Below are 24,845 nucleotides of genomic sequence, written 5' to 3' on the forward strand. Positions count from 1 at the left end.
GATGACAGAACAACCGGTAGTCAACTTCAAGATCTCGTTATTGTAATTTTCTAAGCTATTAGGCACTACACCTTGGATAGGATCAAAACAGGAGCCATCATAAACGGCAAGAAACGAGATGCCCGCCTTGGAATCTCGGCGCGATCTTACCCAACCGCGAATGGTAATTTGCGAACCAATCGCAAATTCACCTTTAAATACAGAAGCGACAGATGTAATGCTCATTGTTGCTTAGTTCTCCAACGAAACGTTTATATATAAAATTTGGACGTTTATATTACCTTGCTGGCTGGTTTTCTCAAGTAGCAAAATCAGATAAAAGGCCTAATAGCGGGCAATTTTGATGATTAATCCTGCTTTTGGAGTTTAAGCCAAACTCAGATAGCGGTCTGTGTTTACTCACTGCTTGGTTGGCGGCCATAACTCATACTGTTATGATTAAATACAGGGCTAGATTAAATACATTTGTTAGAGGGGATTGTCATGAAGAAAATAAAAAATTTTCAGCGATTACTGGCATTTCTATCTATCACAGGCTGGTCTCTTGCAATATATGCTCTGCTGATTTTCGATAAGGCCAGGCCTGATCGCGCGATAGGGTATTATTTGAGCAAGGGAGCGTCGGTTCGTCTTGCTTGGGATCCCATACAGACAGTCCAGTTGGAATATATTATATGGGCGTGTGCGGCAATCAGTTTTGTCAGTTTGGCTTTTAATTACTATTTTTCTCATCACAGTAAGATGGGCTACTGGTTTAACATTCCTCTGCTGCTGTTAAGTTCTGTCGCTGCAGGCCTGTATATCACCTTTGTCATTTAACTAATCACTAGTTCCTAGAGTATCAGGTGTTGGCAGAGTTTATTTATCATGGCCGCAGTCGCACCCCAGATCAGGTGCTCTCGATAACGGATAAAGTACACCGGATGATGGATCCCATTGCGTTGATAAGTCTGCTTCTGACGATTCTCGGTCTGCAATAAATACGATAGGGGCACGGTGAACAGTTCATCGACTTCGCCCGGAGCCAGTTTTGGGGTGAAGGCTTGCTTTACCAGGCCTATAACCGGGGTTATTTCGAAACCGGTAAAGGTTTTCATCGCAGGATACTGGCCAATCACCTCTACATTACTCGGGTAAAGTGCAATCTCTTCCGCGGCTTCTCGCAAAGCGGTTTCTATGAGTGAAGCATCTCCCCGTTCAACTTTTCCCCCTGGGAAACTGATTTGTCCCGGATGAGATTTAAGATGAGTAGGGCGACGGGTGAGTAAGACATGCAATTCACCCTCTTCTTGTATTAAGGCTATGAGGACCGCAGCTTGACGCAGGGTATCTTTAATATCCGGATTAGACTCGTGAGGGGCTTGCAAGAGGTTATATCTGACTTTAAATTCAGTTAAAGGTATAGGCTTAATCTTTTTTTGCATATAACCTCTACTGATTTACACTTAGATATCAAATATTAACCCTGTAATACTGGCAGGATTTTACTAACTTTATCATAGGTTTCTTTATATTCACTCTCTGCAGTCGAGTCGACAACAATTCCGCCGCCAGCCCAGCAATAAATGATGCCATCTATCGCCACTAAGGTTCGTATGGTGATGCTGGTGTCCATCTGACCGTCTTGACTGATATAACCGATAGAACCACAATAAAGGCTTCTCCTCGAGGGTTCAAGTTCTTCTATGATCTCCATCGCCCGGATTTTTGGTGCACCTGTGATCGATCCGCCCGGAAAACTGGCTTTTAATAGGTCGGTGGCATCATATTTAGCGTCGAGTTGTGCTGTGACTGTGCTGACCAGATGATGCACAGCAGGAAAGCTTTCAATCTCAAACAGGTGAGGTACAGATACTGAGCCGGGTTTGGCGACCTTGCTCAGATCGTTACGCAGTAGATCGACTATCATCAAGTTCTCCGCCCTGTCTTTCGCTGAATGGCGTAGCTGTGTGGCCGATGCCTGATCTTGTGCCGCCGTGGAATACCTGGGACTGGTGCCTTTAATGGGCTTAGTCTGGATATCCTCCCCTCTGAGTTGAATAAACCGCTCGGGAGAAATAGACAATAACGCACCTTGTGATAAGCGAATGAAGGCGGAGAAGGGTGCCTTATTGGATTCTCTGAGTTTGAGATAGGCTTGCCATTCATTGCCCTGGTATTTAGCCGAGAACCTTTGGGTCAGGTTTATTTGATAGCAGTCGCCGCTTTGAATATATTCTTGAATGACATCAAATTTTGCTTCGTAGTCAGCCTTAGTCAGTTGTGGCTGCCAGTCACCGATAAGGGAGAATTTAGGCATCGACGGCTTGATTTTCAGCTTAGCTTGCAGCCAATCCAGACTGGTTTGCGCCGCTTCTTTGCTGCCGTAATGCACCAAACTCCAGACTTGCTCTCGATGATCGAATACCAATGCCCATAAATATAAGCCTATGTTCATCATTGGGAGGGGGATATCGTCGGCGGCAATTTCGGGGATTTTCTCAATCTTACGTCCCAGATCATAGCTGAAGCTGCCCATCGCGCCCCCGGAAAAGGGCAGCTCACTCGACTTCTGTACTGGGAAGTAGTGTGCTAACTCCTGCTTAACCAGATCGAATGGGTTTAACTGGCTAAGGCTAGAGCCTGTCAGACAATGAGCTTGATATCGGCTTATTTCGGTACTGTCTCCCTCGGTGACAAGTGTCGCAATCGGGTCAAGGCAGATGATGTCGAAGCGGCTATCACAGTGATCGTCACTGGCCGAATCGAGTAACATAGCCCAGGGGATATCTGCCAAAGATGAAAATAATTCTATCGTGGTATATTTCCAATCAAGACGCAGTGTTGATACACCCTGCGGCGCCGAAAAACTCATCGATTTACCTTATCTAAAATGTGATATTCCCCTAAAAGTCACGAAAGAGTATCATATCTCTCAGCTAGCATTAATAAAAACAGATATAGATGCCAAAAATGGCTGAAAAATGTCCCTAATAGCGTGTATAAGGAAGTGATTGTGAGTAAAGAAGTTGTCATCAAACAAGCGGATCTCATCGAGAGCATCGCAGATTCCCTACAATATATCTCTTACTATCATCCTAAGGATTTCGTCGATGCAATGACGCAAGCCTATGAACGTGAAGAGAGCGCTGCGGCAAAAGATGCTATCGCTCAAATCTTGATTAATTCACGCATGTCTGCCGAGGGCAAAGAGACCTCTGTGCCCAAGACACGGGTATTGTGACCTGTTTCGTCAAGGTTGGTATGGCAGTGAAGTGGGATAAAACAGACATGACCATTCAGCAGATGGTCGATGCGGGCGTAAGACAAGCCTATCTCAATCCAGACAATCCGCTGCGCGCATCTATCGTCTCAGATCCTGCCGGGGCACGTAAAAATACCAAAGATAACACGCCATCTGTGGTCCATATCGATATGATACTAGGCAATCACATCGAGGTTGCTATCGCAGCTAAAGGTGGCGGGTCTGAAAATAAATCTAAGATGGTCATGCTAAACCCATCCGATGATATAGCTGCCTGGGTTGAGAAAACCTTGCCAACCATGGGCGCTGGCTGGTGTCCACCGGGAATGCTGGGCATAGGTATTGGTGGTACCGCCGAAAAAGCGGCGGTTTTAGCGAAAGAATCCTTGATGGATCCGGTCGATATTCACGAGTTACAGCAAAGAGGCGCCGAGACGACCGAAGAAAAATTACGTCTCGATATCTTTGAGCGTGCCAATAACTTGGGCATAGGTGCCCAAGGACTCGGAGGTTTGACTACCGTCTTAGACGTGAAGATTAAATCAATGCCTACTCACGCGGCGTCTAAGCCTGTCGTCATGATCCCAAATTGCGCTGCGACGCGCCATGTGCATTTCCATCTTGATGGCACAGGACCAGCGGAATTTACGCCACCGTCTCTGGAAGACTGGCCAGTGATCACCCGAGAAGTGGGGGAAAACACCCACAGAGTCAATCTCGATACTGTCACACAAGCCGAGATCGAAAAGTGGAAGAGTGGTGATACCTTGTTGCTCAACGGTAAGATGTTGACGGGTCGCGATGCGGCTCATAAACGCATTCAGACGCTTATCGAATCTGGTGAAGGACTTCCCGAAGGCGTCGATTTTACCGGTAAGTTTATCTATTACGTCGGTCCGGTCGATCCTGTGGGCAGTGAAGTTGTCGGCCCAGCGGGCCCTACAACGGCGACACGCATGGATAAGTTTACCGATCTAATGCTCGAGAAAACTGGCCTGATGGGTATGATAGGCAAGGCCGAACGTGGCCCTGCCACCGTTGCATCAATCAAGAAACACAAGGCGGTGTATCTTATGGCCGTTGGCGGCGCGGCTTATCTGGTGTCTAAAGCCATTAAGAAGTCACGTGTGGTTGCCTTTGCCGACTTAGGCATGGAAGCTATCTATGAGTTCGATGTTAAAGATATGCCCGTCACTGTGGCGGTAGACTCCGAGGGCGTGAATGTGCATGAAACCGGTCCTGCACAATGGAAAGTGAGCCTGGAACCCGCGAAATAACACACTTATCTTTAAAGTAAAGTTTGGCTTAGGTGTCTTGCCTAAGCCAAATATTTTGGATATTGTGCGCATACTCAGCTCGATAGGTTAACAATTTTATGCCTGCAGGGATGCTTTCCAATCACACCGGCTAACTTAAGTCTTGGGTGAATGGTGGACAGCTTAACTCGCTAACCATCTGGCCTAGACGCCAATTGGTTAGACTGAAATCACAAAAGATGATAATAACAATGAAAAAAACTGCAATCATACTCGCACTGGCTGGTGCAGGAGTCGCTATGTCGGCTCAAGCATCATCACCCCAGCCTTTCAAGGTTCAAGACCTGGTTAAAATCAACAAGCTCTACTCGTCTGCTTTATCTAATGATGGCAATAACATCGTGTTTGGCATCAAAAAAACTGATACCAAAGGTAAAGCCAGCTCAGATATCTATATCCAAGATCTGACCCAAATGGGCTCGAAGCCGAAACAACTCACGTTTGCTGCCGGTACCGAACATAGTGCCGTTTTTTCGGCTGACGATCAGTCAGTCTACTTTTTGGCTTCACGTGATGGTTCGAGTCAACTGTATCAGTTACCTCTGACAGGCGGTGAAGCCCGACAAGTGTCAGATCTGCCACTGGATGTGGAAGGCTTTAAACTGTCTCAAGACGGCAAGCAAGTGGTGTTGAACATGCGTGTCTTCCCTGATTGCCAAGATCTGCAATGCTCTGAAGATAAATTCACCGCAGAAGCCGAGCGTAAATCCACCGGTCGTGAATATAAACAATTGATGATCCGTCATTGGGATACTTGGAGCGATCACTCCCGCAGTCATCTGTTTGTGGCACAATTAAACGGCGATAAGATCACCACTGCCGTGGATGTCACCGCTGGACTGGACACGGAAACGCCACCTAAACCTTTCTCCGGCATGGAAGAGGTGACCTTTACCCCAGACGGTAAGTATGTGGTTTATAGCGCCAAGGCGCCGAGTAACGATCAAGCCTGGATCACTAACTATGATCTTTGGCAGGTGCCGGTAACGGGCGGAGATGCGGTCAATTTAACTGAGTCTAACAAGGCGTGGGACGCACATCCGACATACTCAGCCGATGGCCGCTACTTAGCTTATTTGGCCATGACAAAGCCGGGATTCGAAGCCGACAGATATCGCATCATGTTGCGTGATATCGTGACGGGACAGGAGAAAGAAGTTGCGCCTCTATGGGACAGAAGTGCGAGTTCATTGACCTTCGGTAAAGATAATAGAACCTTATACGTCACGGCTCAAGATGTGGGCCAAGTGACCATTTTTGAAGTGAACACTCAATTTGGTGACGTAAAAACCTTATACAACGAGGGCAGCAACAGCATAGTCGGCGTGACGGCGGACAAGATTATCTTCAAGCACAAGAGTCTGGTACAGCCAGGTGATCTTCATTCTATCAATTTTGATGGTCAGGGTTTACAGCAACTGACCGATATCAACAGCGAAAAACTCGCCAAGATTAAATTCGGTGAATTTGAGCCGTTCAGTTTCAAGGGCTGGAATAATGAAGAGGTCCATGGTTACTGGATCAAGCCATCGAACTTCAAGGCTGGCACTCAGTATCCTATCGCGTTTCTGGTTCATGGCGGGCCACAGGGCTCATTCGGCAATTCATTCAGCAGTCGCTGGAATGCTCAACTCTGGGCCGGTGCGGGTTACGGCGTGGTGATGATCGATTTTCACGGCTCTACCGGCTATGGACAGGCATTCACTGACTCTATCTCTAAAGATTGGGGCGGTAAGCCATTAGAAGACCTGCAAAAAGGCCTAGCCGCCGTGACTAAGCAACAGAAATGGTTGGATTCTAGCCGTACCTGTGCACTCGGTGGGTCATACGGTGGCTATATGATGAACTGGATCCAAGGAAACTGGAGCGATGGCTTTAATTGTCTGGTTAACCATGCTGGTCTGTTCGATATGCGCTCCATGTATTATGTGACCGAAGAGCTCTGGTTCCCCGAATATGAGTTCGGTGGCACATATGATGAGAACAAGGACTTGTACGAGAAGTTCAATCCAGTCAATTACGTAGAGAACTGGAAGACACCTATGTTAATCATTCATGGTGAGCAAGATTTCCGAGTTCCTTATGGACAAAGTCTGGCTGCGTTTACCTTGATGCAGAGAAAAGGCATTCCATCTGAGTTGCTGATTTATCCGCAAGAGAATCATTGGATCCTCAACCCTGATAACCTGGAACAATGGTACGCCAATGTCTTGGGTTGGATGGACCGCTGGACTAAAAAGTAACCTGCATTATACCGCTTGGTATTAATAGAAGGTGAGAAGGTCAGATATGTATCTGGCCTTTTTGTCGATGATTTTTGTATAAACTGAATAATACCAATTCCATTAAATTTAGGCTCTGTTCAGAGCTTTCTCAGGGCTTTAAATTCAAGGCGCATTGTTGAAGAAATGGTTATTCCCTTTTAAGACAATGCAACGCAGAAGTGGAAGTCCTGAGACGCTCACGTAGTGCGGGTTTAAAAACCCTTTATTCTGCGTAAGCGGCTCTCGATATAGAATAACTATTAGCTTCAATCCCCTGTAAGCGTTCACCAGAAGGGAGTTGACTAAGCTGACACCAGGTCAAACACGTCTGGGTATTCTCTGTTCCCTACAACGGCTGTAACGATCTTACTTATCACTGTAATTGGTGATAACTGCCGTTTTTTGCATGTTTCAACCACTGACAGTAACCGGGAACGGAACTTCTCCCCTCGATCTGAACGGGTGCCATAGCAAATTTTACGCATGATCACGCTACCACGTATGCAACGCTCTGCTTCGTTATTGGTCAGAGGAGTGCCTGGGTGATTGAGAAATACCCATAAGCCTTGCTCATATTTGAGAATATGACGGCATCTGCCAGCATAGCGTGAAGCGGGCACATTTCCCCCGCACTCAAGCCAGCGCTTAATACTGCGCCTTAGTCGTTGCATTCGCCGACGCCACATTATTTCCTCAACTTCACCGGATTCATATCTATGCTGGATGCGAAATACGGACTTGAAAAGCAATACCAGTCGGTTACCAATATTCGCAGTGAGGCCTTTTCCTGAATAATCGGCCATTTGTTGTAAATTGCGTAGCACCTGGGCTAGGCAAACCTGATGACGCTCAGGGGCTATCCAGTTGTAGCTCGGACATTGGTCGCTTACTACGATAGCTTGAGTCTGTGCACCTAATACCGATTTGGCGGCATCCTTATTGCGAAAGTATTTCACCACCTGAAATACCGCGTCAGCATACTACTGACTCGCCCTTGAGCCTCAGAAATGAGGCCTGTAGAAAAATGAGTGCCATATTGGTCTTCAAGCAAACGTTGAATTTTTCGTACGCTCAGGTGATACAAGCCACTGAGCACAGCTACGTAGCTAAGCAGTCTTGGTCCCATCTGGCCATCAGAAGTATCCTTAGGTAAGGTGCCTTTGCTCACCGTGTTGCATTGCTTGCAACGTCCATGAAATAGCTGATATTCAGTGATATCAAGCTTAGGCTCAGGCAGCTCAAACACCTGATGACGATAACTGGGAGACTTATTGGCAGTCACCTCACCACCACAATCGGAGCAACAGGCATCCGGCAAACAAGCGATTTGCTCATCGTTTTCGCCGAGTTCCGCTAGTGGTCTTTTATACCCCGTATGTCCAGGTTGAGCGCCAACCTTATTTCCACTACGAGGCGTTTGAGCTTTTTTCGTTCGGCCTTATCCGCAGGGGAGTCAGAGGAGGGTGATTTAGATGAGTGACGAGAACTGAGCATCAACCTGTCTTCATACTCTCGTAGCGTTTGCCAAAGCTCACGGATAAACAGGTTGGCTTCGCTGATATTATCAATCGAAGGCGGCTCTTGCTCGAATTGTTTTTTCTTTTTCATGAAGCCATTTTCACATGGAAAAGAGATCGTTCAATAGCTATATGACCAAACCTTATCGATCATCAATTGATCGTGTCAATAAGGGGCTGGTGAACGGTTACAATCCCCTTACTTGCCTACAGCATTTTTAATTCCCGCTGAATACTCACTTATTTAATGGAACTGGTATAGAGTGTATATCGTTTTCAGCAATGCCCAAAGGAGTGAAGCATGCGGCTTATACAGCTATTAAAGAAAGAGTTAGCAAGAGAAGCCCGGGGCTGGGTAGATGAATCACTCATCACCCATGAGCAAGGCCAAGCTGATGCCTGTTAAGAGAACTCGTAAAAGCCCGGATTGGGTTCCGGGCTTTTATTGTTTTACCTATCTCGAATGTGGGATTCAGTTGGGGGATGAGTAAGGTATTAGCCGAACTGGTTCATGGTGTTGTCTTTACCCGACGCCTTCAGCGCCTGATCACCGGAGAAGTACTCCTTGTGAGCATCACCCATATCGGAGCCAGCCATGTTCTGGTGCTTAACACAGGCGATACCCTGGCGGATCTCTTTGCGCTGCACATTAGCCACATAACCTAGCATGCCTTGGTCACCGAAGTACTCTTTCGCCAAGTTGTCAGTAGACAAGGCGGTCGTGTGGTAAGTCGGTAGCGTGATCAGGTGATGGAAGATACCCGCTTCACGGGCTGAATCGGCCTGGAAGGTACGGATCTTTTCGTCAGCCTCAATGGCAAGCTCAGTCTCATCGTAATCTATGCTCATCAAATCGGCACGGTCATAAGCCGAGATATCTTTACCTTGCTGTTTCATCACATCGAAGATCTGCTGACGGAAGTTAAGCGTCCAGTTAAAGGATGGCGAGTTGTTGTACACCAGCTTAGCATTTGGCACGACTTCACGAATGGCATTGACCATGGCGCCGATCTGAGCCACATGAGGCTTCTCGGTCTCAATCCACAATAAGTCGGCACCGTTTTGAAGGCTGGTGATACAGTCGAGTATACAACGCTCTTCACCCGTACCGGCGCGGAATTTAAACAGGCCATTAGGTAGACGTGAAGGTTTAACCAGCTTATCGCCGCGCTTAAACACCAGATCGCCATTTTCCAAGTTGTCGCTAGTCACTTCTTCCACTTCGATGAAAGAGTTGTACTTGTCGCCTAAGTCACCCGGCTCTGAAGTCACCGCAATCTTCTGCGTCAGACCCGCTCCGAGAGAATCCGTACGTGCCACGATAACGCCATCATCGATACCCAGCTCCAAGAAGGCATAACGTACGGCATTGATCTTAGCCAAAAACTCCACATGAGGAACCGTTACCTTGCCGTCTTGGTGACCACATTGCTTCACATCGGAAACCTGGTTTTCAAGCTGAATACAACAGGCACCAGCTTCAATCATCTGCTTAGCCATCAGGTAAGTGGCTTCTTCGTTGCCAAAACCTGCATCGATATCGGCAATAATAGGCACAACGTGGGTCTCGAAATTATCTATCTTATCCTGCACCGCGGCTTTATCGGCGGCGTCAGCGTTATCGAGTTCACGGAACAGACCACCTAACTCACGAGCATCGGCTTGGCGAAGGAAAGTATAAAGCTCGGCAATCAGGCTAGCGACTGAGGTCTTCTCATGCATCGATTGGTCAGGCAGTGGACCGAACTCACTGCGAAGCGCGGCAACCATCCAACCCGAGAGGTAGAGGTAACATCGCTTAGTGGTCAGTAGATGCTTCTTAATCGCAATCATCTTCTGTTGACCGATGAAACCGTGCCAGCATCCTAGTGATTGTGTGTACTGAGAGCTATCAGCATCATAGTTAGCCATGTCTTCACGCATTATTTTAGCGGTATACTTAGCTATGTCTAAACCCGTCTTAAATCGGTTCTGAGTGCGCATACGAGCGACTGACTCTGGATTGATTGCATTCCAGGCACTGCCTTCATTCTCAATCAAGCTTGCTGCAGTATCAATATCGGTGCTGTAATTTGACATGGTAAGTTCCTTCCTACAAAAAATAATTATCAACGATTGCTTCCGTTCAAAATAATAGTAATATTGAGTTAAATTAGTCTAATTTATAGTAATTATCTTCGGTATTTGTTTTATGAATATATCTCGTATCGACCTGAATTTGTTGGTTTATTTTGATGTTTTGCTCAGAGAGTTGAATGTGACCCGCGCCGCAGATCAGCTGGGGATCAGCCAACCGGCCATGAGTAATGGGCTAAAAAGGTTAAGGGTGTTGTTCGATGATCCTCTGCTTATCAGAACCAGCAAGGGGATGACGCCGACAGAGAGGGCAAGTGAGCTCAAACCTGTGATCCGAGAGCTATTGATAGGCCTGGAGAAAGCCGTACAGCCCAAATCTGAGTTTAATGCATTAGAGAGTGAGCAGGTGTTTCGCATGATGGCGTCGGATTACGCCGAGTCTACCCTTATTCCCTTGTTGATCGCTCGCTTACGTAACGAAGCGCCGAAAGTCATTCTGGATATCATGACACCAAGCGATGTTAATTTTGCCGATGTGGAACAGGGTCGAGTGGATATGGCCATTAACCGCTTCGATGAAATCCCTCAATCTTTTCATCAAAAAGTGCTCTGGAAAGATACCTTCAGTTGCCTCATTAACCGCACTAATCCAGTACTGAAGAACTTTAACTTAGACAATTATCTTAAGTCTCATCATGTCTGGGTGAGTAAAACCGGCATGGGAGTCGGGGTTGGCATGGATCCCGATGATGTCCAACGTCTGGGGTGGGTAGATGAAGCGTTGGCAAAAATTGGTGCAAAACGCCGTATCACAGTGTTCACCCGCAGTTATCAAGCGGCCAGTTCATTGGCGGAGAGGCAAGATTTGATTGCCACAGTGCCCAGTAAGATGGCCAGATTAAAGCAAGATAACAGTCGGGTCAGTATAGTAGCACCGCCATTTGACATCCCCCCCATAGAGTTGACCATGGCCTGGAGTCCGTTATTGCAACATAATCCGGCTCACAGATGGATGAGAGAGCTCATCACTGAAACTGCCAAGATCATAGATAGATTTTAACCACGGGTAGCCAGATATTCTTGGTGGTATAACTTTGGTGAATGCCAACTATAACTACGATAAATTAGTGATATACATTAAGGCTGGATAAACTGAACGAAACCTCTACAAGATTCAGCTTCATGGCTAGGCTACAGCTTAGTATCAGTTTCATGTATAGCAATAGAGATAGACATTAGACAGTCAATGACAGCTATCGGAAGGGATAAATATGACATCACGTATTCAAGTTGGCAATTTACAGGTCGCTACCTCACTGCTTAAGTTAGTCAATGAACAGATTATTCCCGGAACCGATATTTCACCGGCAAGGTTTTGGAGCTCACTCGAATCTATCATTGATGATCTAACACCAAAGAACAGAGCCTTATTAGCCCGCCGCGATGAGTTACAAGTTCAGATAGACCAGTGGCATACAGAACATAAGCTCCATGATCCTCTGGCCTATAAAGCCTTCTTGCAAGAGATAGGCTACCTCGTCCCCGAAGGCGACGATTTCAGCATCACCACAGAAAATGTAGACGTTGAAATTGCCCTGCAAGCGGGTCCTCAGCTTGTCGTCCCGGTTAAAAACGCCCGTTTCGCCCTCAATGCGGCGAACGCGCGATGGGGCAGTTTATATGATGCCCTCTATGGTACTGATGCCATCAGTGAAGACGGTGGTGCCGAGATTGGCAGCGGTTTCAATCCCGTTCGTGGCCGTAAGGTGATAGCGTTTGCCAAGCAACACTTAGATCAACTGGCTCCTTTAGCGATAGGTAGCCATAGCGAAGCAAGCCATTATCAAATTGATCGAAACCAGCTGGTTGTCACCCTCAGGGATGGAACTGATACTGGGCTTAAGCAACCTGAAAAATGGGTGGGTTATCTTGGTAATCAGGTCGCCCCTCACGCTGTGTTGCTGAAGAATAACGGCCTGCATGTGGAGATTCAGATAGACAGGAATCACGCCATAGGTAAGACAGATCTGGCTGGAATGAAAGATCTGCTGGTAGAAGCCGCTGTGACCACCATTATGGATTGTGAGGACTCGGTGGCTGCCGTCGATGCCGAGGACAAGTGTGAGGTCTATCAAAACTGGTTAGGCTTGATGAAAGGCGATCTCACTGCCCGGTTAACCAAAGGTGGTAAGACCATCATCCGTGAGCTTAACCTAGATCGTCATTATCTGTGCCCACTGGGAAGGGAGTTTACTCTGCCTGGTCGAAGCCTGTTATTTATCCGTAATGTCGGTCACCTGATGACCAATGATGCCATTTTAGACAAGGCGGGTGATGAGGTTCCCGAGGGGATCTTAGATGGTATGGTATCCGTTCTGGCGGCAATGCATGATCTTAAGGGTAATAATAAGCAGCGCACCAATAGCCGCGCGGGTTCGATCAATATTGTTAAACCTAAGATGCACGGACCGGATGAGGTGGCGTTTACCTGTGAGCTGTTTACCCGCATCGAAGATGCACTGAGCCTGTCCAGAAATACCATCAAACTTGGGATCATGGATGAAGAGCGTAGGACGACGGTAAACTTAAAAGAATGCATTCGCGTGGCTAAGGAGAGAGTGGTGTTTATTAACACAGGATTTCTCGATAGAACCGGCGATGAGATCCATACCTCTATGCTAGCTGGCCCATTTGTGCCAAAAACACAGATGAAACAGCAAGCCTGGATCAAGGCCTATGAAGATTGGAATGTCGATGTCGGCCTGGCATGTGGTTTACCTGGTCGTGCTCAGATTGGCAAGGGGATGTGGGCCATGCCAGATGAGATGGCGTCCATGCTGGCGCAGAAGTCAGCCCATCCCAATGCAGGCGCTAACACCGCCTGGGTGCCATCTCCCAATGGCGCCATACTGCATTCGACTCATTATCACCAGATCCATGTTGCCGAGAAACAGCTGGAATTGTCTAACAGAACCCATGCCAAATTAGATGACATTCTGACCATCCCCTTGTTATCGGAACCCCTGACAGATGAACAGATCCAACGGGAACTCGACAACAATGCCCAGGGGATCTTGGGTTACGTGGTACGTTGGATAGATCATGGTGTCGGTTGCTCGAAAGTGCCCGATATTAATAACGTGGGCCTAATGGAAGACAGGGCAACCTTGAGAATATCATCACAATATATTGCCAATTGGCTGGAGCATAAGATCTGCACCCAAGAGCAAGTCATCGCTACCATGAAGAGGATGGCTGCTGTTGTCGATAAGCAAAATGTCGGTGATGCTCTTTATCAAAAGATGGCGCCAGATTTCAGTGGTATCGCTTTTAATGCGGCGCTTGAGCTGATATTCAAGGGAAAAGAGCAGCCTTCGGGTTACACTGAGCCCTTGCTGCATGCTTACCGGATTAAAAAGAAGGCCGAACCTGCTCAATAACATGATGCATGCGATATAAATCATTTATTTTTAACAATAAAAATCCAGTTAACACTATGGCGTTAACTGGATTTTTTTACCGCTAATTTTAGCTAATGTTTAGAGCCTGTGCTCATGGAACTGGTATTAGCTGTCGCTATAGGCGTTGCCATAGAAACTGTCGAGCAGTATTTGCTTCAGCTCTGCTATTAAGGGGTACCTAGGGTTTGCGCCTGTGCATTGGTCATCGAATGCATTTTCGGCTAACTCGTCCAGTTTAGCTAGGAAGTCGGCTTCGTTAACGCCTGCTTCTTGGATTGAAGCCGGAATGCCAATCGTCTTCTTGAGCTCATCGATTTTTTCAAGCAAAGCTTCAACTTTTTGTTCATCTGTATTACCAGTTAAGTTTAGATGGTCGGCAATCTTTGCATAACGGCAAAGTGCCTTAGGTCGGTCGTATTGGCTGAATGCCGCCTGTTTAGTTGGCATGTCAGTGGCATTGTAACGGATCACATTGCTGATGAGTAGGGCATTTGCCAGCCCATGGGCAAGATGGAATTCGGCGCCCAACTTATGGGCCATGGAGTGGCAGACTCCCAGGAAGGCATTGGCAAAAGCGATACCGGCTATGGTAGAGCCATTATGTACCTTCTCGCGTGCTACTGGCGCTGCGGCGCCGTGGTTATAGGCATCGGGAAGGTGCTTAAATAACAGGTCTAAAGCTTGAAGTGCCTGACCATCACTGTATTCGTTAGCCATTACACTGACATAGGCTTCCAGTGCATGGGTGATAGCATCGATTCCGCCAAAAGCTGTTAGGGACTTTGGCATATCCATGACTAAATTAGGATCGATTATGGCCATGTTCGGCGTCAACTGATAATCGGCGATGGGGTACTTCATCCCCGTGGCTTCATCTGTTACTACCGCGAATGGCGTGACTTCTGAACCTGTACCTGAGGTGGTCGGGATCGCGACCATCTGCGCCTTGACACCCAATTTAGGGAACTTGTAGATACGTTTGCGAATGTCCATAAATCGCAGGGCTAGATCGGCAAAATCGACATCTGGATGCTCGTACATGACCCAGATAATCTTAGCCGCATCCATGGGGGAGCCGCCACCCAATGCGATGATCACATCGGGTTGAAAGCTGTGTGCCATCTTGGCACCTTGTTTGACTATGGCTAAGGTGGGATCGGCTTCTACTTCATAAAATATCTCTGTTGTCAGTCCCTGAGCCTTGAGGATATTGACTGTTTCGTCACAATATCCATTATTAAACAGGTGCTTATCTGTCACTATCAGTGCGCGTTTCTTGTCACTCAGTTCCTCGAGTGCAATAGGTAAGCAACCACGGCGGAAATAGATAGATGAAGGAAGCTTGTGCCACAACATGTTTTCAGCCCTCTTGGCGACTATTTTTTTGTTAATAAGGTGACTCGGTCCCACGTTTTCTGAGATGGAGTTGCCGCCCCATGAGCCACAACCTAAGGTGAGTGAAGGCGCAAGTTTAAAGTTATACAAATCGCCGATGCCGCCGTGGGACGCTGGGGTGTTGATCAATATGCGCGCGGTCTTCATACGAAATCCGAAGGCCTTGACGCGATCTTCTTGGGTATCTTGATTGGTATAGAGGCCTGAGGTGTGTCCGATCCCGCCGAAGGTCACTAGAGCCTCAGCCTTATCCATGGCATCATCGAAGTCTTTGGCTCGGTACATACCCAGCAGAGGGGAGAGCTTTTCATGGGCAAAGGCTTCGGCATCACTGATATCAGTTGCCTCACCAATCAAGACCTTAGTCCAACGGGGGACATTTATGCCAGCCATGGAGGCGATATCTACGGCGCTCTGTCCGACTATGTCGGCATTGAGTGCGCCATTCTTGAGTATGACTCCTTGCATGGCCTCTGATTCATCGGCATTGAGAATATAGCCGCCGTGTGTAGCGAAGCGCTTTTTAACTGTGTCATAAATTTCATCGACGACGATCACCGCTTGCTCTGATGCACACACGACGCCGTTGTCGAAGGTTTTAGACATCAATATAGAGCTGACTGCACGCTTGATGTCGGCGGTTTCATCTATCACTATAGGGGTATTACCCGCACCGACTCCGATGGCGGGTTTGCCTGAAGAGTAAGCTGCTTTAACCATGCCGGGTCCACCGGTAGCCAAGATGAGATTTATCTTGTCATGGGTCATTAACCGATTCGATAATGCGACACTTGGCTCATCTATCCAACCGATAATATCTTTCGGGGCACCGGCTTTGACGGCAGCATCGAGTACGATTCGTGCCGCGGTTGTGGTTGACTTTTTAGCCCTGGGATGAGGTGAGAAGATGATGCCATTACGGGTCTTGAGGCTGATAAGCGCCTTGAAGATGGCGGTGGATGTTGGGTTGGTGGTGGGGACTATGCCACAGATGACACCGACAGGTTCGGCTATGGTTATGGTGCCAAAGGTAGGGTCTTCATCTATTATGCCGCAGGTCTTCGAATCCTTATACTTGTTATAGATGTATTCGGAGGCGAAGTGATTCTTGATCACCTTATCTTCAACTACTCCCATGCGGGTTTCCGCTACTGCCATCTTAGCCAGAGATATTCGTGCATCGGCAGCTGCCAGGGCCGCCGCTCTGAAGATGATATCGACTCGTTCCTGGCTGAAGTTAGCAAACTGGGCTTGTGCATCTGCAACTCGTTGCACAAGAAGATCGAGTTCTTGCTCATTGGTCACTGTCATTTTATATTTCCTTGAAAAAATTTAGTCAAAATCAGTTTTGGCTAAATCATCTCGATGATGAAAAATTACACCGAAACCCCCTTGATAACCGTGATCTTAGCCACAGTTTCCGGCCTTGTTGTAATTAAATTACATTGTTAACGACTTGTTTGATTGTTTGCTGAGCTGTGATTTTTTTAATCGGCATAAAAAATCTTATGTGAACTGGGATCTAATACCATTCCATATAAGTATTTGGTCAGTTCAGAGACTCTCAGTTTTTTCAATTCAAGGCGCATTGATGAGGAAATGGTTATACCCTTTTAAGTCAATGCAACACAGAAGTGGAAACACTGAGAGCCTCACGCAGTGCGGGTTTCAAAGCCCTTTATGCTAGAATGTTCTCGATATACGACTGCATGGTCTATTTTGTTCCATACAAAATAAGACATTTCCTCCTTCCATGGAGGTCAGATGCAGGAGGTAGAGCAACGCAGGAGCTTGTTGCCGAGAATAACTATTAGCTTCAAACATTCGCCTTGCCTACAGCGCTTTGAACTCCCGCTGAATGATCAGATACTTACTCGGAATGGTATTATAAAAAAACTCATTTCTGCCAGATGAAATCATAGGGTAAACTAGTTACCTCAGTACAAGGGCGATGACAAATTGGTTAACGCTTTAATCTGTATTTACACTCGAGGATATGTCGTTGGATTTTACATTTTACATTAAGTTTTTTTTAGGCTTGGTGGCCATCATCAACCCCGTGGGTCTTTTGCCTGTGTTTGTGAGCTTAACCAGTCACCAAAATGATATTGAACGCAATCATACAGGAAAGGTGGCTAACTTTGCTGTTGTGGTTATCTTGCTAGTGACCATATTTGCCGGTCAGCATATTCTAAACTTGTTCAGTATCTCGCTGTCGGCGTTTAGGATCGCCGGAGGTTCCTTGATTGCGATCATTGCCATGTCTATGTTGCAGGGGAAATTGGGTGAGGTTAAACGTAACAAGGAAGAGGACAGAGAAGCATCAGGCATGGAGTCTGTTGCCGTGGTGCCTCTGGCATTACCCTTGATGGCAGGCCCAGGTGCTATTAGCTCTGTGATTGTCACTGCGGCAGAAAATAACACCTTTATCAATCATGTCGGCATGTCTATTACCGTCATAGTATTTGGGTTAATTAGTTTTATGCTCTTTAGAGCGGCGCCGGTGATATATAAAGTGCTGGGGAAAACAGGTATTAATGTGATAACCCGATTGATGGGGCTCTTGATGTTATCTATTGCTATCGAAGTGATCGTGGCAGGGCTTAAAGGCCTGTTTCCTAACTTGTTGAATTAGCCTGACATTAACCTTGGTTGAGTTTATACCATTCCGAGTAAGTATCTGATCATTCCAGATACTTATATGGAATGGTATTCATTTACTGAGTGCAATGGACTGACCTTTAACCCATTGCAAATGATAGAGGGAAATTGAGAACCCGGATGCTAAAGTTCTCGATTAAATTCTATCATGGAGCCAGCATTCGGGCTAAACAGTTGTTGGTGTAGTCTGGCGGCAAACTCATCGGTCATGCCAGAGATATAATCTGCGATGATTCTGTGACTGTTTAATCCCTTGTCCTTGCTATTGCGCCATCTTTCTTGAGTATTGAGCGGTAATAACCGCTCAGGATCGGATTCGAAAGCCTCGAATAACTCCATGACAATCTGTTGACCCTTGTATTCGAGCATCTGTATTTCGGGTTTTCTGATCACATATTTAAACACAAATTGCTTCAATATCTCCAATGCTGCGGAAAAATTCTTGTCCAAGCCGGCATTATAGCGCAGTAAGTTATCTTCAAAATCGGTATTGAGTTTGATATCGATGGCGGTGACGAAACCATTGACTAAGGTGCCTATGGCATCTTTTCTCAGGTGATGCTTATTAGAAAACAGTTTGGTGCCAATCGAACCAAACTCATCTTGGATCCAATGGTCTTCACTGCCTGCAAGTTTGCTGCCTACATCGACTTGCCATTGTTCCTGGGTGACGATTCCCATGACAATCGCATCTTCGAGATCGTGCACCGCATAGGCGATATCATCGGCTAACTCCATGATAGAGCAGTCTAATGATTTATAGCACGTCCGTCTGTGTTGTTGACCATCGACCTGCTGATGTGAGAGAAACTTGTGTCTGTCATTCTCAGGCAGGGGAGACAACACCCAATCTAGAATCTCGATATCGTCGTCGAATATGCCTTTAACCGGAGGCCACTCAGAGGGTTTGAGCTGGCGAATATTGGCGACTGGCTGGCTGGATGAGTCTTGGTGAAGACTCGAGTATGCGCCTGGATACTTTAAGATCCCTAATAAGGTTCTGCGACACAGGTTCATGCCATAAAATTCGGTGTAAGGTTCCAGACCCGTGAGGATCCTGAATGTTTGACCATTACCCTCGAACCCGCCATGATCCCGCATCATATAATTGAGTGCGACTTCTCCGCCATGACCATAAGGGGGATGACCTATGTCATGGGCTAAGCACAAGGATTCGATTAAACTCATAGAATCAAACAAGTGGTCCAATTGAGGCTGCTTCTGTTTGAGTTGCGCACGTATGCCGGTGCCTATTTGAGACACTTCCAGAGAATGAGTCAGCCGGGTGCGATAGAAATCATTCATGCCGACCCCAAGGACTTGGGTCTTAGCTTGAAGCCGTCTAAAAGCCGCCGAATGTAAGATCCGTGCTCTATCTCTTTGATAGGGGCTGCGGTGATCATTTCTACGTTTCTTATCTTCTATTAGACGTCTGGCGTGCCATACTGACTCTGTCATCGGGATCCTTAACCTGAGTTAATCTTTGGAGTGATTAGCCTGAACCATTAGAGTAACTGGTTGATATCATCTAAATTTAATTTAAAACTCGGAACAAAACAATCGATAAAGTATTGCACCGCAGGATCGGGGTTATTACTCAGTGATTGCTCGAGCCGTTTTCTGGCGGTATTAAATTCACTATTACCGGCCCTATCTTCTTCTAAACATTTAAGGTAAGCACAAATAGTATCGGCTGATTTTACTAACACCTTATATTCAATATCGGCATGCTCACTAGTGAGTAAGCTGGCATATTCTTGTTTAAATTCTTCCGGTACCATCTCCAATAACCTATTTTCGGCAATGGCTTCAATTTTTTTGTATTCAGCTTCTATCTCTTTATTGAAGTACTTTACCGGGGTGGGAAGATCGCCGGTAATGATTTCACTGGCATCATGAAAAATGGCAACGGTCGCCGCTCTGTCAGGGGATAGGGATTGACCAAATTTGTGATTAGCTATGATGGCAAGGCTGTGTGCGACCATGGCCACCTGAAGAGAGTGTTCCTGTACATTTTCACTTCTAACATTGTACATCAATGGCCAGCGTTGAATTAATTTCATGCGAGCTAGGTGCGCGAATAAATGACTCATGGGTGATGTTACAGCTTATTACAATTACTACATGAGCTTACATTAGCACACGCAGACATTTATACCTGCTTTTACATTGTCGAGAGAAGAGATATTCGTTTACTGACGATAACCATCCATAAACTCAGCAAACTCGGTTAAGGCTTTTTCGAGATCTTCCTTATGTGGCAAAAATACGATACGTAAGTGATCCGGCTCCGGCCAGTTAAATGCAGTGCCATGAACCAGTAATATTTTCTTCTCTTGCAACAGATCTAGCACTAAACGCTCATCATCGCGAATATTGAACTTCTTGGCGTCTAGCTTAGGAAATGCATACATGGCTCCCTTGGGACATTTGACACTGATGCCGGGGATTTGATTGAGTAGTTCTACACAGGTATCTCGCTGCACTTTGAGACGGCCACCATCTACAAGCAGTTCCTTGATGCTCTGATAGCCCCCCAGTGCCGTCTGAATAGCATGCTGATTGGGCACATTGGAACAGAGGCGCATCGAAGCCAACATTTCTAAGCCTTCGATATAACTTTTAGCCGCTTTCAGATCACCCGATAGCATCATCCAGCCTACGCGAAATCCTGCCGCTCGGTATGATTTTGACAGACCATTGAAGGTGACGGTCAAGATATCATCAGATAGGCTCGCGGCAGGGATATGCATCGCCTCATCGTAGAGTATTTTGTCGTAGATTTCATCGGCAAACAGGATGAGGTCGTGTTGTCTACACAGCTCGACAGCCTCTAATAGTAAGGCTCTGGAATATACTGCACCGGTAGGATTATTGGGGTTAATCAATACTAGGGCACGGGTCCTTGGGTTGATCTTAGACTTAATATCTTGCAGATCGGGAAACCAGTCTGATTCTTCATCACAGCGGTAGTGCCGGGCGTTGCCACCAGAGATGTGAACGGCCGCAGTCCAAAGGGGGTAATCAGGAGAGGGGATCAATACCTCATCTCCTGAATTTAACAGGCCCTGCATGGCCATTACAATCAATTCAGATACGCCGTTACCAATATAGATATCTTCGATATCGACACCGAAGATCCCTTGCGATTGATAATGCTGCACAATCGCCTTTCTGGCAGAGAAAAGCCCTTTAGACTCACAATAGCCTTGGGTACTGGGCAGATTTAAAATAACATCGCGAACAATCTCTTCCGGGGCTTCAAAACCGAAAGGGGCGGGATCACCGATATTGAGTTTTAAAATTCTGTGACCTTCATCTTCGAGTCGCCTGGCTTCCTTGTGTACCGGGCCTCTGATGTCATAACAGACGGTATCTAGTTTGTTCGATTTGATTATTGGTCGCACTCTCTAACCTCTAAAATTCTCAACAACACGGCTTGGTGTTCCCTGAAAGCAAATAATGCATAAAGTCATTGGACAATAACGAATTAGTAGCGAGTTGAGAAGCTATTTCAGGTGGATATGTGGAAGTAGCCAGCAAAACTGGCTGAGTCGTTATAACCAAACCTTAATAACTAATCGAACCGATTTGGTTTAATACTCTGTTTGAGTTGGTGATAGTAGTGATTATAACTGTTTTGTTTGGCTTGAACGAAAATAGAGATAATGCGCACTTAATACCATGCCGAGTAAGTATCTGAACTGACCAGATACTTATATGGAATAGTATAAATCATAAATACGGCATATAAAAAGCCAGTGAGTGTGTCACTGGCCTTAAATAGTCGAGGCTTATTGTTACTGGCGCTCATGTATCCTGCGTATATGAGGACAGCGAGCGCCACAAGTCACGATGATACGCGCTTCTTGAACTCATGAGTACGAGTATCAATTTCGATCATATCGCCTGTCTTAACGAAGTCGGCAACGGTCAAGGTGAAATCAGTGCCAAGCAGGGTTGCTGGCTTCATTACCTTGCCAGAAGTGTCACCGCGAGCCGAAGGCTCTGTGTAACCCACTTCACGGGCAATTGTGGTCGGCAGCTCAACTGAGATGGCCTTACCTTCATAGAAAGTGACCTGACAAATGTCTTCCATACCATCGACAATATAGTTAAGTGCATCGCCTACATTTTCGGTTTCTACGTCGTATGGGTTAAACTCTTCATCCATGAATACATACATAGGGTCGGCGTAATAAGAATAGGTACAATTTAAACGCTCAAGGATGATGTCTTCTAATTTGTCTTCGGCTTTAAATGCGGTTTCAGTCGCTGAACCTGTCAGTAGATTTCTAAGTTTCATCTTCACAACAGCAGCTGAACGGCCAGAGTTGTGAGTTTCAGACTTGAGAATGACCATAGGGTCTTTGCCTACCATGATCACATTACCGACTCGCATTTCGTGAGCTGTTTTCATTTATTTAATTCCTAATATTCACAGACAATTTGTTTCAGCGCAGAATATTAGCCTTTTTTGATAAATTGCACTAGTCGAGTTGCCAAATCTGCGTGATTTAATGCCAGCATTGGCCATTTAACGGCGTGTTTATCCATAAAAGTGCGGCGCTCATGTAACTCTTGCCACATTTTTGCAGTGGTTTCTCCGTCTTCCTGGTTGAAGGCCAGGTTGAGATTTGACCAGGTTTGTCCTGTGTCTGCATCCAGAGAGCTAATATAGAGGTCGCTAAATGCAGATAATTTATCTAAATGTACATCGTCTTGCTGAGCATATATGTGCCAAATGAATGGCTTCGCGGCCCATTGGGCACGAATAAAAGAGTCTTCACCACGCACAATATTGAAGTCACAGCTCCAGAGTAAACGATCGTATGCATGTTGATCTGTCATGGGCAGTATATGTAAGGTCAGGGAATCTAACGTCAGTGAATCTCCTGGCATAAGGCCCAGCCCATCTGGGAACAGTGTCAGTAGGCTATTTAGGCTAGGCCCCATGGGGATGAGGGCATGCACCCGTTTGTTAGCTTGTCGCCACGATTGACAAAGGCTCAGCAGTGCAGAGCTCTCATAGCTAAAGACACTCACTAGGGTGTCTTCACTGCTTACACCTTCTATGTTTAAGTCTTTCAGTAGGCGAGCTCGATTAGCAGGATCGCCTTGCCACTTGTCTCTTTGTTCGAATAGACCGTGTTCGCAGAGCAAACCGCCACTGCTTGGCGTGAATCCAGGGAAGTAAAAGTGCTTACTGACCCCATTGGACTGCAGCGAGGGCAAGCCATGGCAGTTATCAATCCAGCCTTCGGCGCTGAGGTATTCCAGGTTGAGCCATCTTGGTGGTTTGTCGAGAGAGACTAACTGTTTGAGTACAGATGCGGGTAAGTTGCAGGCAAAGGCTTCGATAAGCACGTCGCCCGCTTGCCACTGTTCGGCTAAAGGCTGGCGCCAATGATATATCCTGACTGCCATGATTTCCTGTCGAGAGAGGGTGACATCTAGCCCCGGCAGTATATGGGCGAAACTGTTGAGATCGTCGACCCAGAGTCTGACTTCGATACCGAAATCATGCACTAGTTGTTTCGCTAAACGCCAAGTTACCCCGATATCGCCATAGTTATCTATAACGGTACAGAAGATGTCCCAGTGCCCGGATGAGGAGAGCGGCTTAGTCATGATGTACTCATTTATTTGGCTGATATAGGGTGGCTATGAGTAGTGTTCCAGACACAAGGTCAGTTTTTAATGACCTCCACGGATGGAGGAAATGTCGTATTAATGCCAGGAACATTAACGACCGTCCCTGTACTCTTTATAAAAATAGGGACATAAATGTTCCAGACATTAGAAAGCAGCGCTATTGCTAGTCGCCGCTTTTTTAAGAGCTGTGGATAATTAATCTGCCAATTCAGCCAGACACATCTCTTCGTAGATCTGCTTAACCCAAGCATCGACTCGCTCTTCGGTCAGTTCAGGTTGTCTGTCTTCATCGATACCCAGACCGACGAAGTGTTTCTCATCTTGCGTTAAACCTTTAGAAGCCTCGAAATCATAACCTTTGACCGGCCAGTGACCTATGACGATCCCACCACGGTCTTCTACTATCTCATTGACCATGCCCATGGCATCGAGGAAGTACTCGGCGTAATCTTCCTGATCGCCACAACCGAAGATGGCAATGAGTTTATCTTCGAAGTTGATCTGCTCTAAATCAGGGAAAAAATCATCCCAATCACACTGAGCTTCACCGTAATACCAGGTAGGAATACCGAACATGAGCAGATCATATTCTTCTATCTGCTCCTTGGTACTCTTGGCGATGTCTTTGACTTCGACCATTTTTTTACCCAGTTTTTTCTGGATCATCTTGGCGATGGCTTCAGTGTTACCTGTATCGCTACCGAAAAATAGACCTACAGTTGCCATTGTCTTTCCTTTATCTATTTCGTTGTATGTTGATCGTTAATAAGAGCAATCAGGCGTTAACTTGCTTTTGCAATATTAATTCGATTAATTGACTGCGGCTGATATTACTGGCCAAAGCCTGTTCATTCAAGGTGTCGTATAAATCTTGTGATACCTTTAACTCTATTCGTTTTAAACCGTTCGCTCTGTCGCGTTGGATCTGATTTCGTTTATTAATTTTAAGCTGCTGATCTCTAGGCAGTGGATTACTACGTGGACGACCACGGCGTTTTTCTGTGGCGAATAGATCGATTGTGGTTCTATCTGATGTTTCTTTTGCCATCGGTTCAGTCTTACCCTACACTTCCAAAAACACCTGAATCATGCCTTTTGCAACAAATCCGGCGCAGCCAAAAAATAGCACAGACCAAACAATGATACGGCCAAATTGGGGACATTACCTTGTTTCAGTACGTCATGAATAGCCATGCCGATAAAGAAAAAATCGCTGCAAAGAATACGTCTAAGCCTATTGCTTCATTTGTAGCATG

Annotated in this window: 18 protein-coding genes and 3 pseudogenes; 7 read left to right on the forward strand and 14 right to left on the reverse strand. The window is 46.3% G+C overall.

Annotation, left to right across the window (positions count from 1 at the left end; translation table 11 throughout):
* A partial coding sequence (locus tag KT99_RS16920; RefSeq protein ID WP_005502411.1) for an OB-fold nucleic acid binding domain-containing protein occupies positions 1-225 on the reverse strand: 225 nt, incomplete at its 3' end.
* A gap of 258 nt (positions 226-483) precedes the next feature.
* Here KT99_RS16920 and KT99_RS16925 point away from each other — a divergent pair.
* Positions 484-819, forward strand: a complete 336-nt coding sequence (locus KT99_RS16925) for a hypothetical protein (protein WP_005502413.1) — start codon at positions 484-486, stop codon at positions 817-819.
* Between the two features lie 14 nt (positions 820-833).
* On the opposite strand, the gene KT99_RS16930 is transcribed toward KT99_RS16925, so the two are convergent.
* Positions 834-1,424, reverse strand: coding sequence for a CoA pyrophosphatase (locus KT99_RS16930; RefSeq protein WP_005502415.1), 591 nt, complete (start codon positions 1,422-1,424; stop codon positions 834-836).
* 35 nt (positions 1,425-1,459) lie between these two features.
* On the reverse strand, positions 1,460-2,854 hold the full coding sequence (gene pabB, locus KT99_RS16935; RefSeq protein WP_005502421.1) for an aminodeoxychorismate synthase component I: 1,395 nt from the start codon (positions 2,852-2,854) through the stop codon (positions 1,460-1,462).
* A 141-nt stretch (positions 2,855-2,995) separates the two neighbouring features.
* Here pabB and KT99_RS23645 point away from each other — a divergent pair.
* The 3 genes and pseudogenes from KT99_RS23645 to KT99_RS16945 form a co-directional block, all read left to right on the forward strand.
* Positions 2,996-3,801 (forward strand): annotated as a pseudogene (locus KT99_RS23645) (fumarate hydratase); the annotation flags it as partial.
* Positions 3,802-3,822: 21 nt separating this feature from the next.
* Positions 3,823-4,521 (forward strand): fumarate hydratase C-terminal domain-containing protein, encoded by a 699-nt coding sequence (locus tag KT99_RS23650; RefSeq protein WP_420038557.1) that lies wholly within the window; start codon positions 3,823-3,825, stop codon positions 4,519-4,521.
* Between the two features lie 230 nt (positions 4,522-4,751).
* A complete protein-coding gene (locus tag KT99_RS16945; RefSeq protein WP_005502427.1) occupies positions 4,752-6,803 on the forward strand; it encodes a dipeptidyl-peptidase 5 in 2,052 nt (683 codons plus the stop codon).
* Between the two features lie 323 nt (positions 6,804-7,126).
* On the opposite strand, the pseudogene KT99_RS16950 reads toward KT99_RS16945, so the two are convergent.
* Together KT99_RS16950 and KT99_RS16960 are read right to left on the reverse strand one after the other, a co-directional pair.
* Positions 7,127-8,432, reverse strand: a pseudogene (locus KT99_RS16950) (IS66 family transposase).
* A 404-nt stretch (positions 8,433-8,836) separates the two neighbouring features.
* Positions 8,837-10,420 (reverse strand): isocitrate lyase, encoded by a 1,584-nt coding sequence (locus KT99_RS16960; RefSeq protein WP_005502434.1) that lies wholly within the window; start codon positions 10,418-10,420, stop codon positions 8,837-8,839.
* A gap of 112 nt (positions 10,421-10,532) precedes the next feature.
* Between KT99_RS16960 and KT99_RS16965 the strand changes: the two genes are divergently transcribed.
* Both KT99_RS16965 and KT99_RS16970 read left to right on the forward strand, forming a co-directional pair.
* Positions 10,533-11,477, forward strand: coding sequence for a LysR family transcriptional regulator (locus KT99_RS16965; protein ID WP_005502435.1), 945 nt, complete (start codon positions 10,533-10,535; stop codon positions 11,475-11,477).
* 211 nt (positions 11,478-11,688) lie between these two features.
* Complete coding sequence (locus tag KT99_RS16970) at positions 11,689-13,857, forward strand: malate synthase G (protein WP_005502436.1); 2,169 nt, start codon at positions 11,689-11,691, stop codon at positions 13,855-13,857.
* A 126-nt stretch (positions 13,858-13,983) separates the two neighbouring features.
* Here the strand turns inward: KT99_RS16970 and adhE are convergent, their stop codons facing one another.
* Positions 13,984-16,584: a bifunctional acetaldehyde-CoA/alcohol dehydrogenase gene (gene adhE, locus KT99_RS16975; RefSeq protein WP_005502437.1), complete on the reverse strand. Its 2,601-nt coding sequence runs from the start codon at positions 16,582-16,584 to the stop codon at positions 13,984-13,986.
* A 685-nt stretch (positions 16,585-17,269) separates the two neighbouring features.
* Here adhE and KT99_RS16980 point away from each other — a divergent pair.
* Positions 17,270-17,908 (forward strand): YchE family NAAT transporter, encoded by a 639-nt coding sequence (locus KT99_RS16980; protein WP_005502438.1) that lies wholly within the window; start codon positions 17,270-17,272, stop codon positions 17,906-17,908.
* 149 nt (positions 17,909-18,057) lie between these two features.
* On the opposite strand, the gene KT99_RS16985 is transcribed toward KT99_RS16980, so the two are convergent.
* The 8 genes and pseudogenes from KT99_RS16985 to KT99_RS21095 all read right to left on the reverse strand — a co-directional run bounded on the left by KT99_RS16985 (position 18,058) and on the right by KT99_RS21095 (position 24,827).
* Positions 18,058-19,392, reverse strand: a complete 1,335-nt coding sequence (locus tag KT99_RS16985) for an anti-phage deoxyguanosine triphosphatase (protein WP_005502439.1) — start codon at positions 19,390-19,392, stop codon at positions 18,058-18,060.
* A 47-nt stretch (positions 19,393-19,439) separates the two neighbouring features.
* A complete protein-coding gene (gene yfbR, locus KT99_RS16990) occupies positions 19,440-20,027 on the reverse strand; it encodes a 5'-deoxynucleotidase (protein ID WP_040572144.1) in 588 nt (195 codons plus the stop codon).
* 99 nt (positions 20,028-20,126) lie between these two features.
* On the reverse strand, positions 20,127-21,341 hold the full coding sequence (locus tag KT99_RS16995; RefSeq protein ID WP_005502441.1) for a pyridoxal phosphate-dependent aminotransferase: 1,215 nt from the start codon (positions 21,339-21,341) through the stop codon (positions 20,127-20,129).
* Positions 21,342-21,784: 443 nt separating this feature from the next.
* On the reverse strand, positions 21,785-22,354 hold the full coding sequence (gene efp, locus KT99_RS17000; RefSeq protein ID WP_005502442.1) for an elongation factor P: 570 nt from the start codon (positions 22,352-22,354) through the stop codon (positions 21,785-21,787).
* Between the two features lie 47 nt (positions 22,355-22,401).
* Positions 22,402-23,565 carry an elongation factor P maturation arginine rhamnosyltransferase EarP gene (gene earP / locus KT99_RS17005; protein WP_005502443.1) on the reverse strand — a complete coding sequence of 388 codons (1,164 nt, stop codon included), beginning with the start codon at positions 23,563-23,565 and terminating at the stop codon, positions 22,402-22,404.
* Positions 23,566-23,784: 219 nt separating this feature from the next.
* Positions 23,785-24,315, reverse strand: a complete 531-nt coding sequence (gene fldA, locus KT99_RS17010; RefSeq protein WP_005502444.1) for a flavodoxin FldA — start codon at positions 24,313-24,315, stop codon at positions 23,785-23,787.
* 49 nt (positions 24,316-24,364) lie between these two features.
* The gene (gene ybfE, locus KT99_RS17015) at positions 24,365-24,637 is read right to left on the reverse strand and encodes a LexA regulated protein (protein ID WP_005502446.1); all 273 of its coding nucleotides are present in this window, start codon (positions 24,635-24,637) and stop codon (positions 24,365-24,367) included.
* Positions 24,638-24,652: 15 nt separating this feature from the next.
* A pseudogene (locus KT99_RS21095) lies at positions 24,653-24,827 on the reverse strand (DUF2788 domain-containing protein).
* Positions 24,828-24,845: the final 18 nt, after the last annotated feature.

The sequence above is a fragment of the Shewanella benthica KT99 genome, from assembly GCF_000172075.1.
GTDB lineage: Bacteria > Pseudomonadota > Gammaproteobacteria > Enterobacterales > Shewanellaceae > Shewanella > Shewanella benthica_A.

Bases quoted from the DNA above. Each gene is read 5' to 3' on its own strand.
- KT99_RS23650 (WP_420038557.1), top strand. From the start codon at position 3,823: ATGATCCCAAATTGCGCTGCGACGCGCCATGTGCATTTCCATCTTGAT.
- KT99_RS16925 (WP_005502413.1), top strand. From the start codon at position 484: ATGAAGAAAATAAAAAATTTTCAGCGATTACTGGCATTTCTATCTATC.
- KT99_RS16970 (WP_005502436.1), top strand. From the start codon at position 11,689: ATGACATCACGTATTCAAGTTGGCAATTTACAGGTCGCTACCTCACTG.
- KT99_RS16945 (WP_005502427.1), top strand. From the start codon at position 4,752: ATGAAAAAAACTGCAATCATACTCGCACTGGCTGGTGCAGGAGTCGCT.
- KT99_RS16930 (WP_005502415.1), bottom strand. From the start codon at position 1,424: ATGCAAAAAAAGATTAAGCCTATACCTTTAACTGAATTTAAAGTCAGA.
- efp (WP_005502442.1), bottom strand. From the start codon at position 22,354: ATGAAAACAGCTCACGAAATGCGAGTCGGTAATGTGATCATGGTAGGC.
- earP (WP_005502443.1), bottom strand. From the start codon at position 23,565: ATGACTAAGCCGCTCTCCTCATCCGGGCACTGGGACATCTTCTGTACC.
- yfbR (WP_040572144.1), bottom strand. From the start codon at position 20,027: ATGAGTCATTTATTCGCGCACCTAGCTCGCATGAAATTAATTCAACGC.
- adhE (WP_005502437.1), bottom strand. From the start codon at position 16,584: ATGACAGTGACCAATGAGCAAGAACTCGATCTTCTTGTGCAACGAGTT.
- KT99_RS16980 (WP_005502438.1), top strand. From the start codon at position 17,270: ATGTCGTTGGATTTTACATTTTACATTAAGTTTTTTTTAGGCTTGGTG.
- KT99_RS16985 (WP_005502439.1), bottom strand. From the start codon at position 19,392: ATGACAGAGTCAGTATGGCACGCCAGACGTCTAATAGAAGATAAGAAA.
- KT99_RS16960 (WP_005502434.1), bottom strand. From the start codon at position 10,420: ATGTCAAATTACAGCACCGATATTGATACTGCAGCAAGCTTGATTGAG.
- KT99_RS16965 (WP_005502435.1), top strand. From the start codon at position 10,533: ATGAATATATCTCGTATCGACCTGAATTTGTTGGTTTATTTTGATGTT.
- ybfE (WP_005502446.1), bottom strand. From the start codon at position 24,637: ATGGCAAAAGAAACATCAGATAGAACCACAATCGATCTATTCGCCACA.
- pabB (WP_005502421.1), bottom strand. From the start codon at position 2,854: ATGAGTTTTTCGGCGCCGCAGGGTGTATCAACACTGCGTCTTGATTGG.
- fldA (WP_005502444.1), bottom strand. From the start codon at position 24,315: ATGGCAACTGTAGGTCTATTTTTCGGTAGCGATACAGGTAACACTGAA.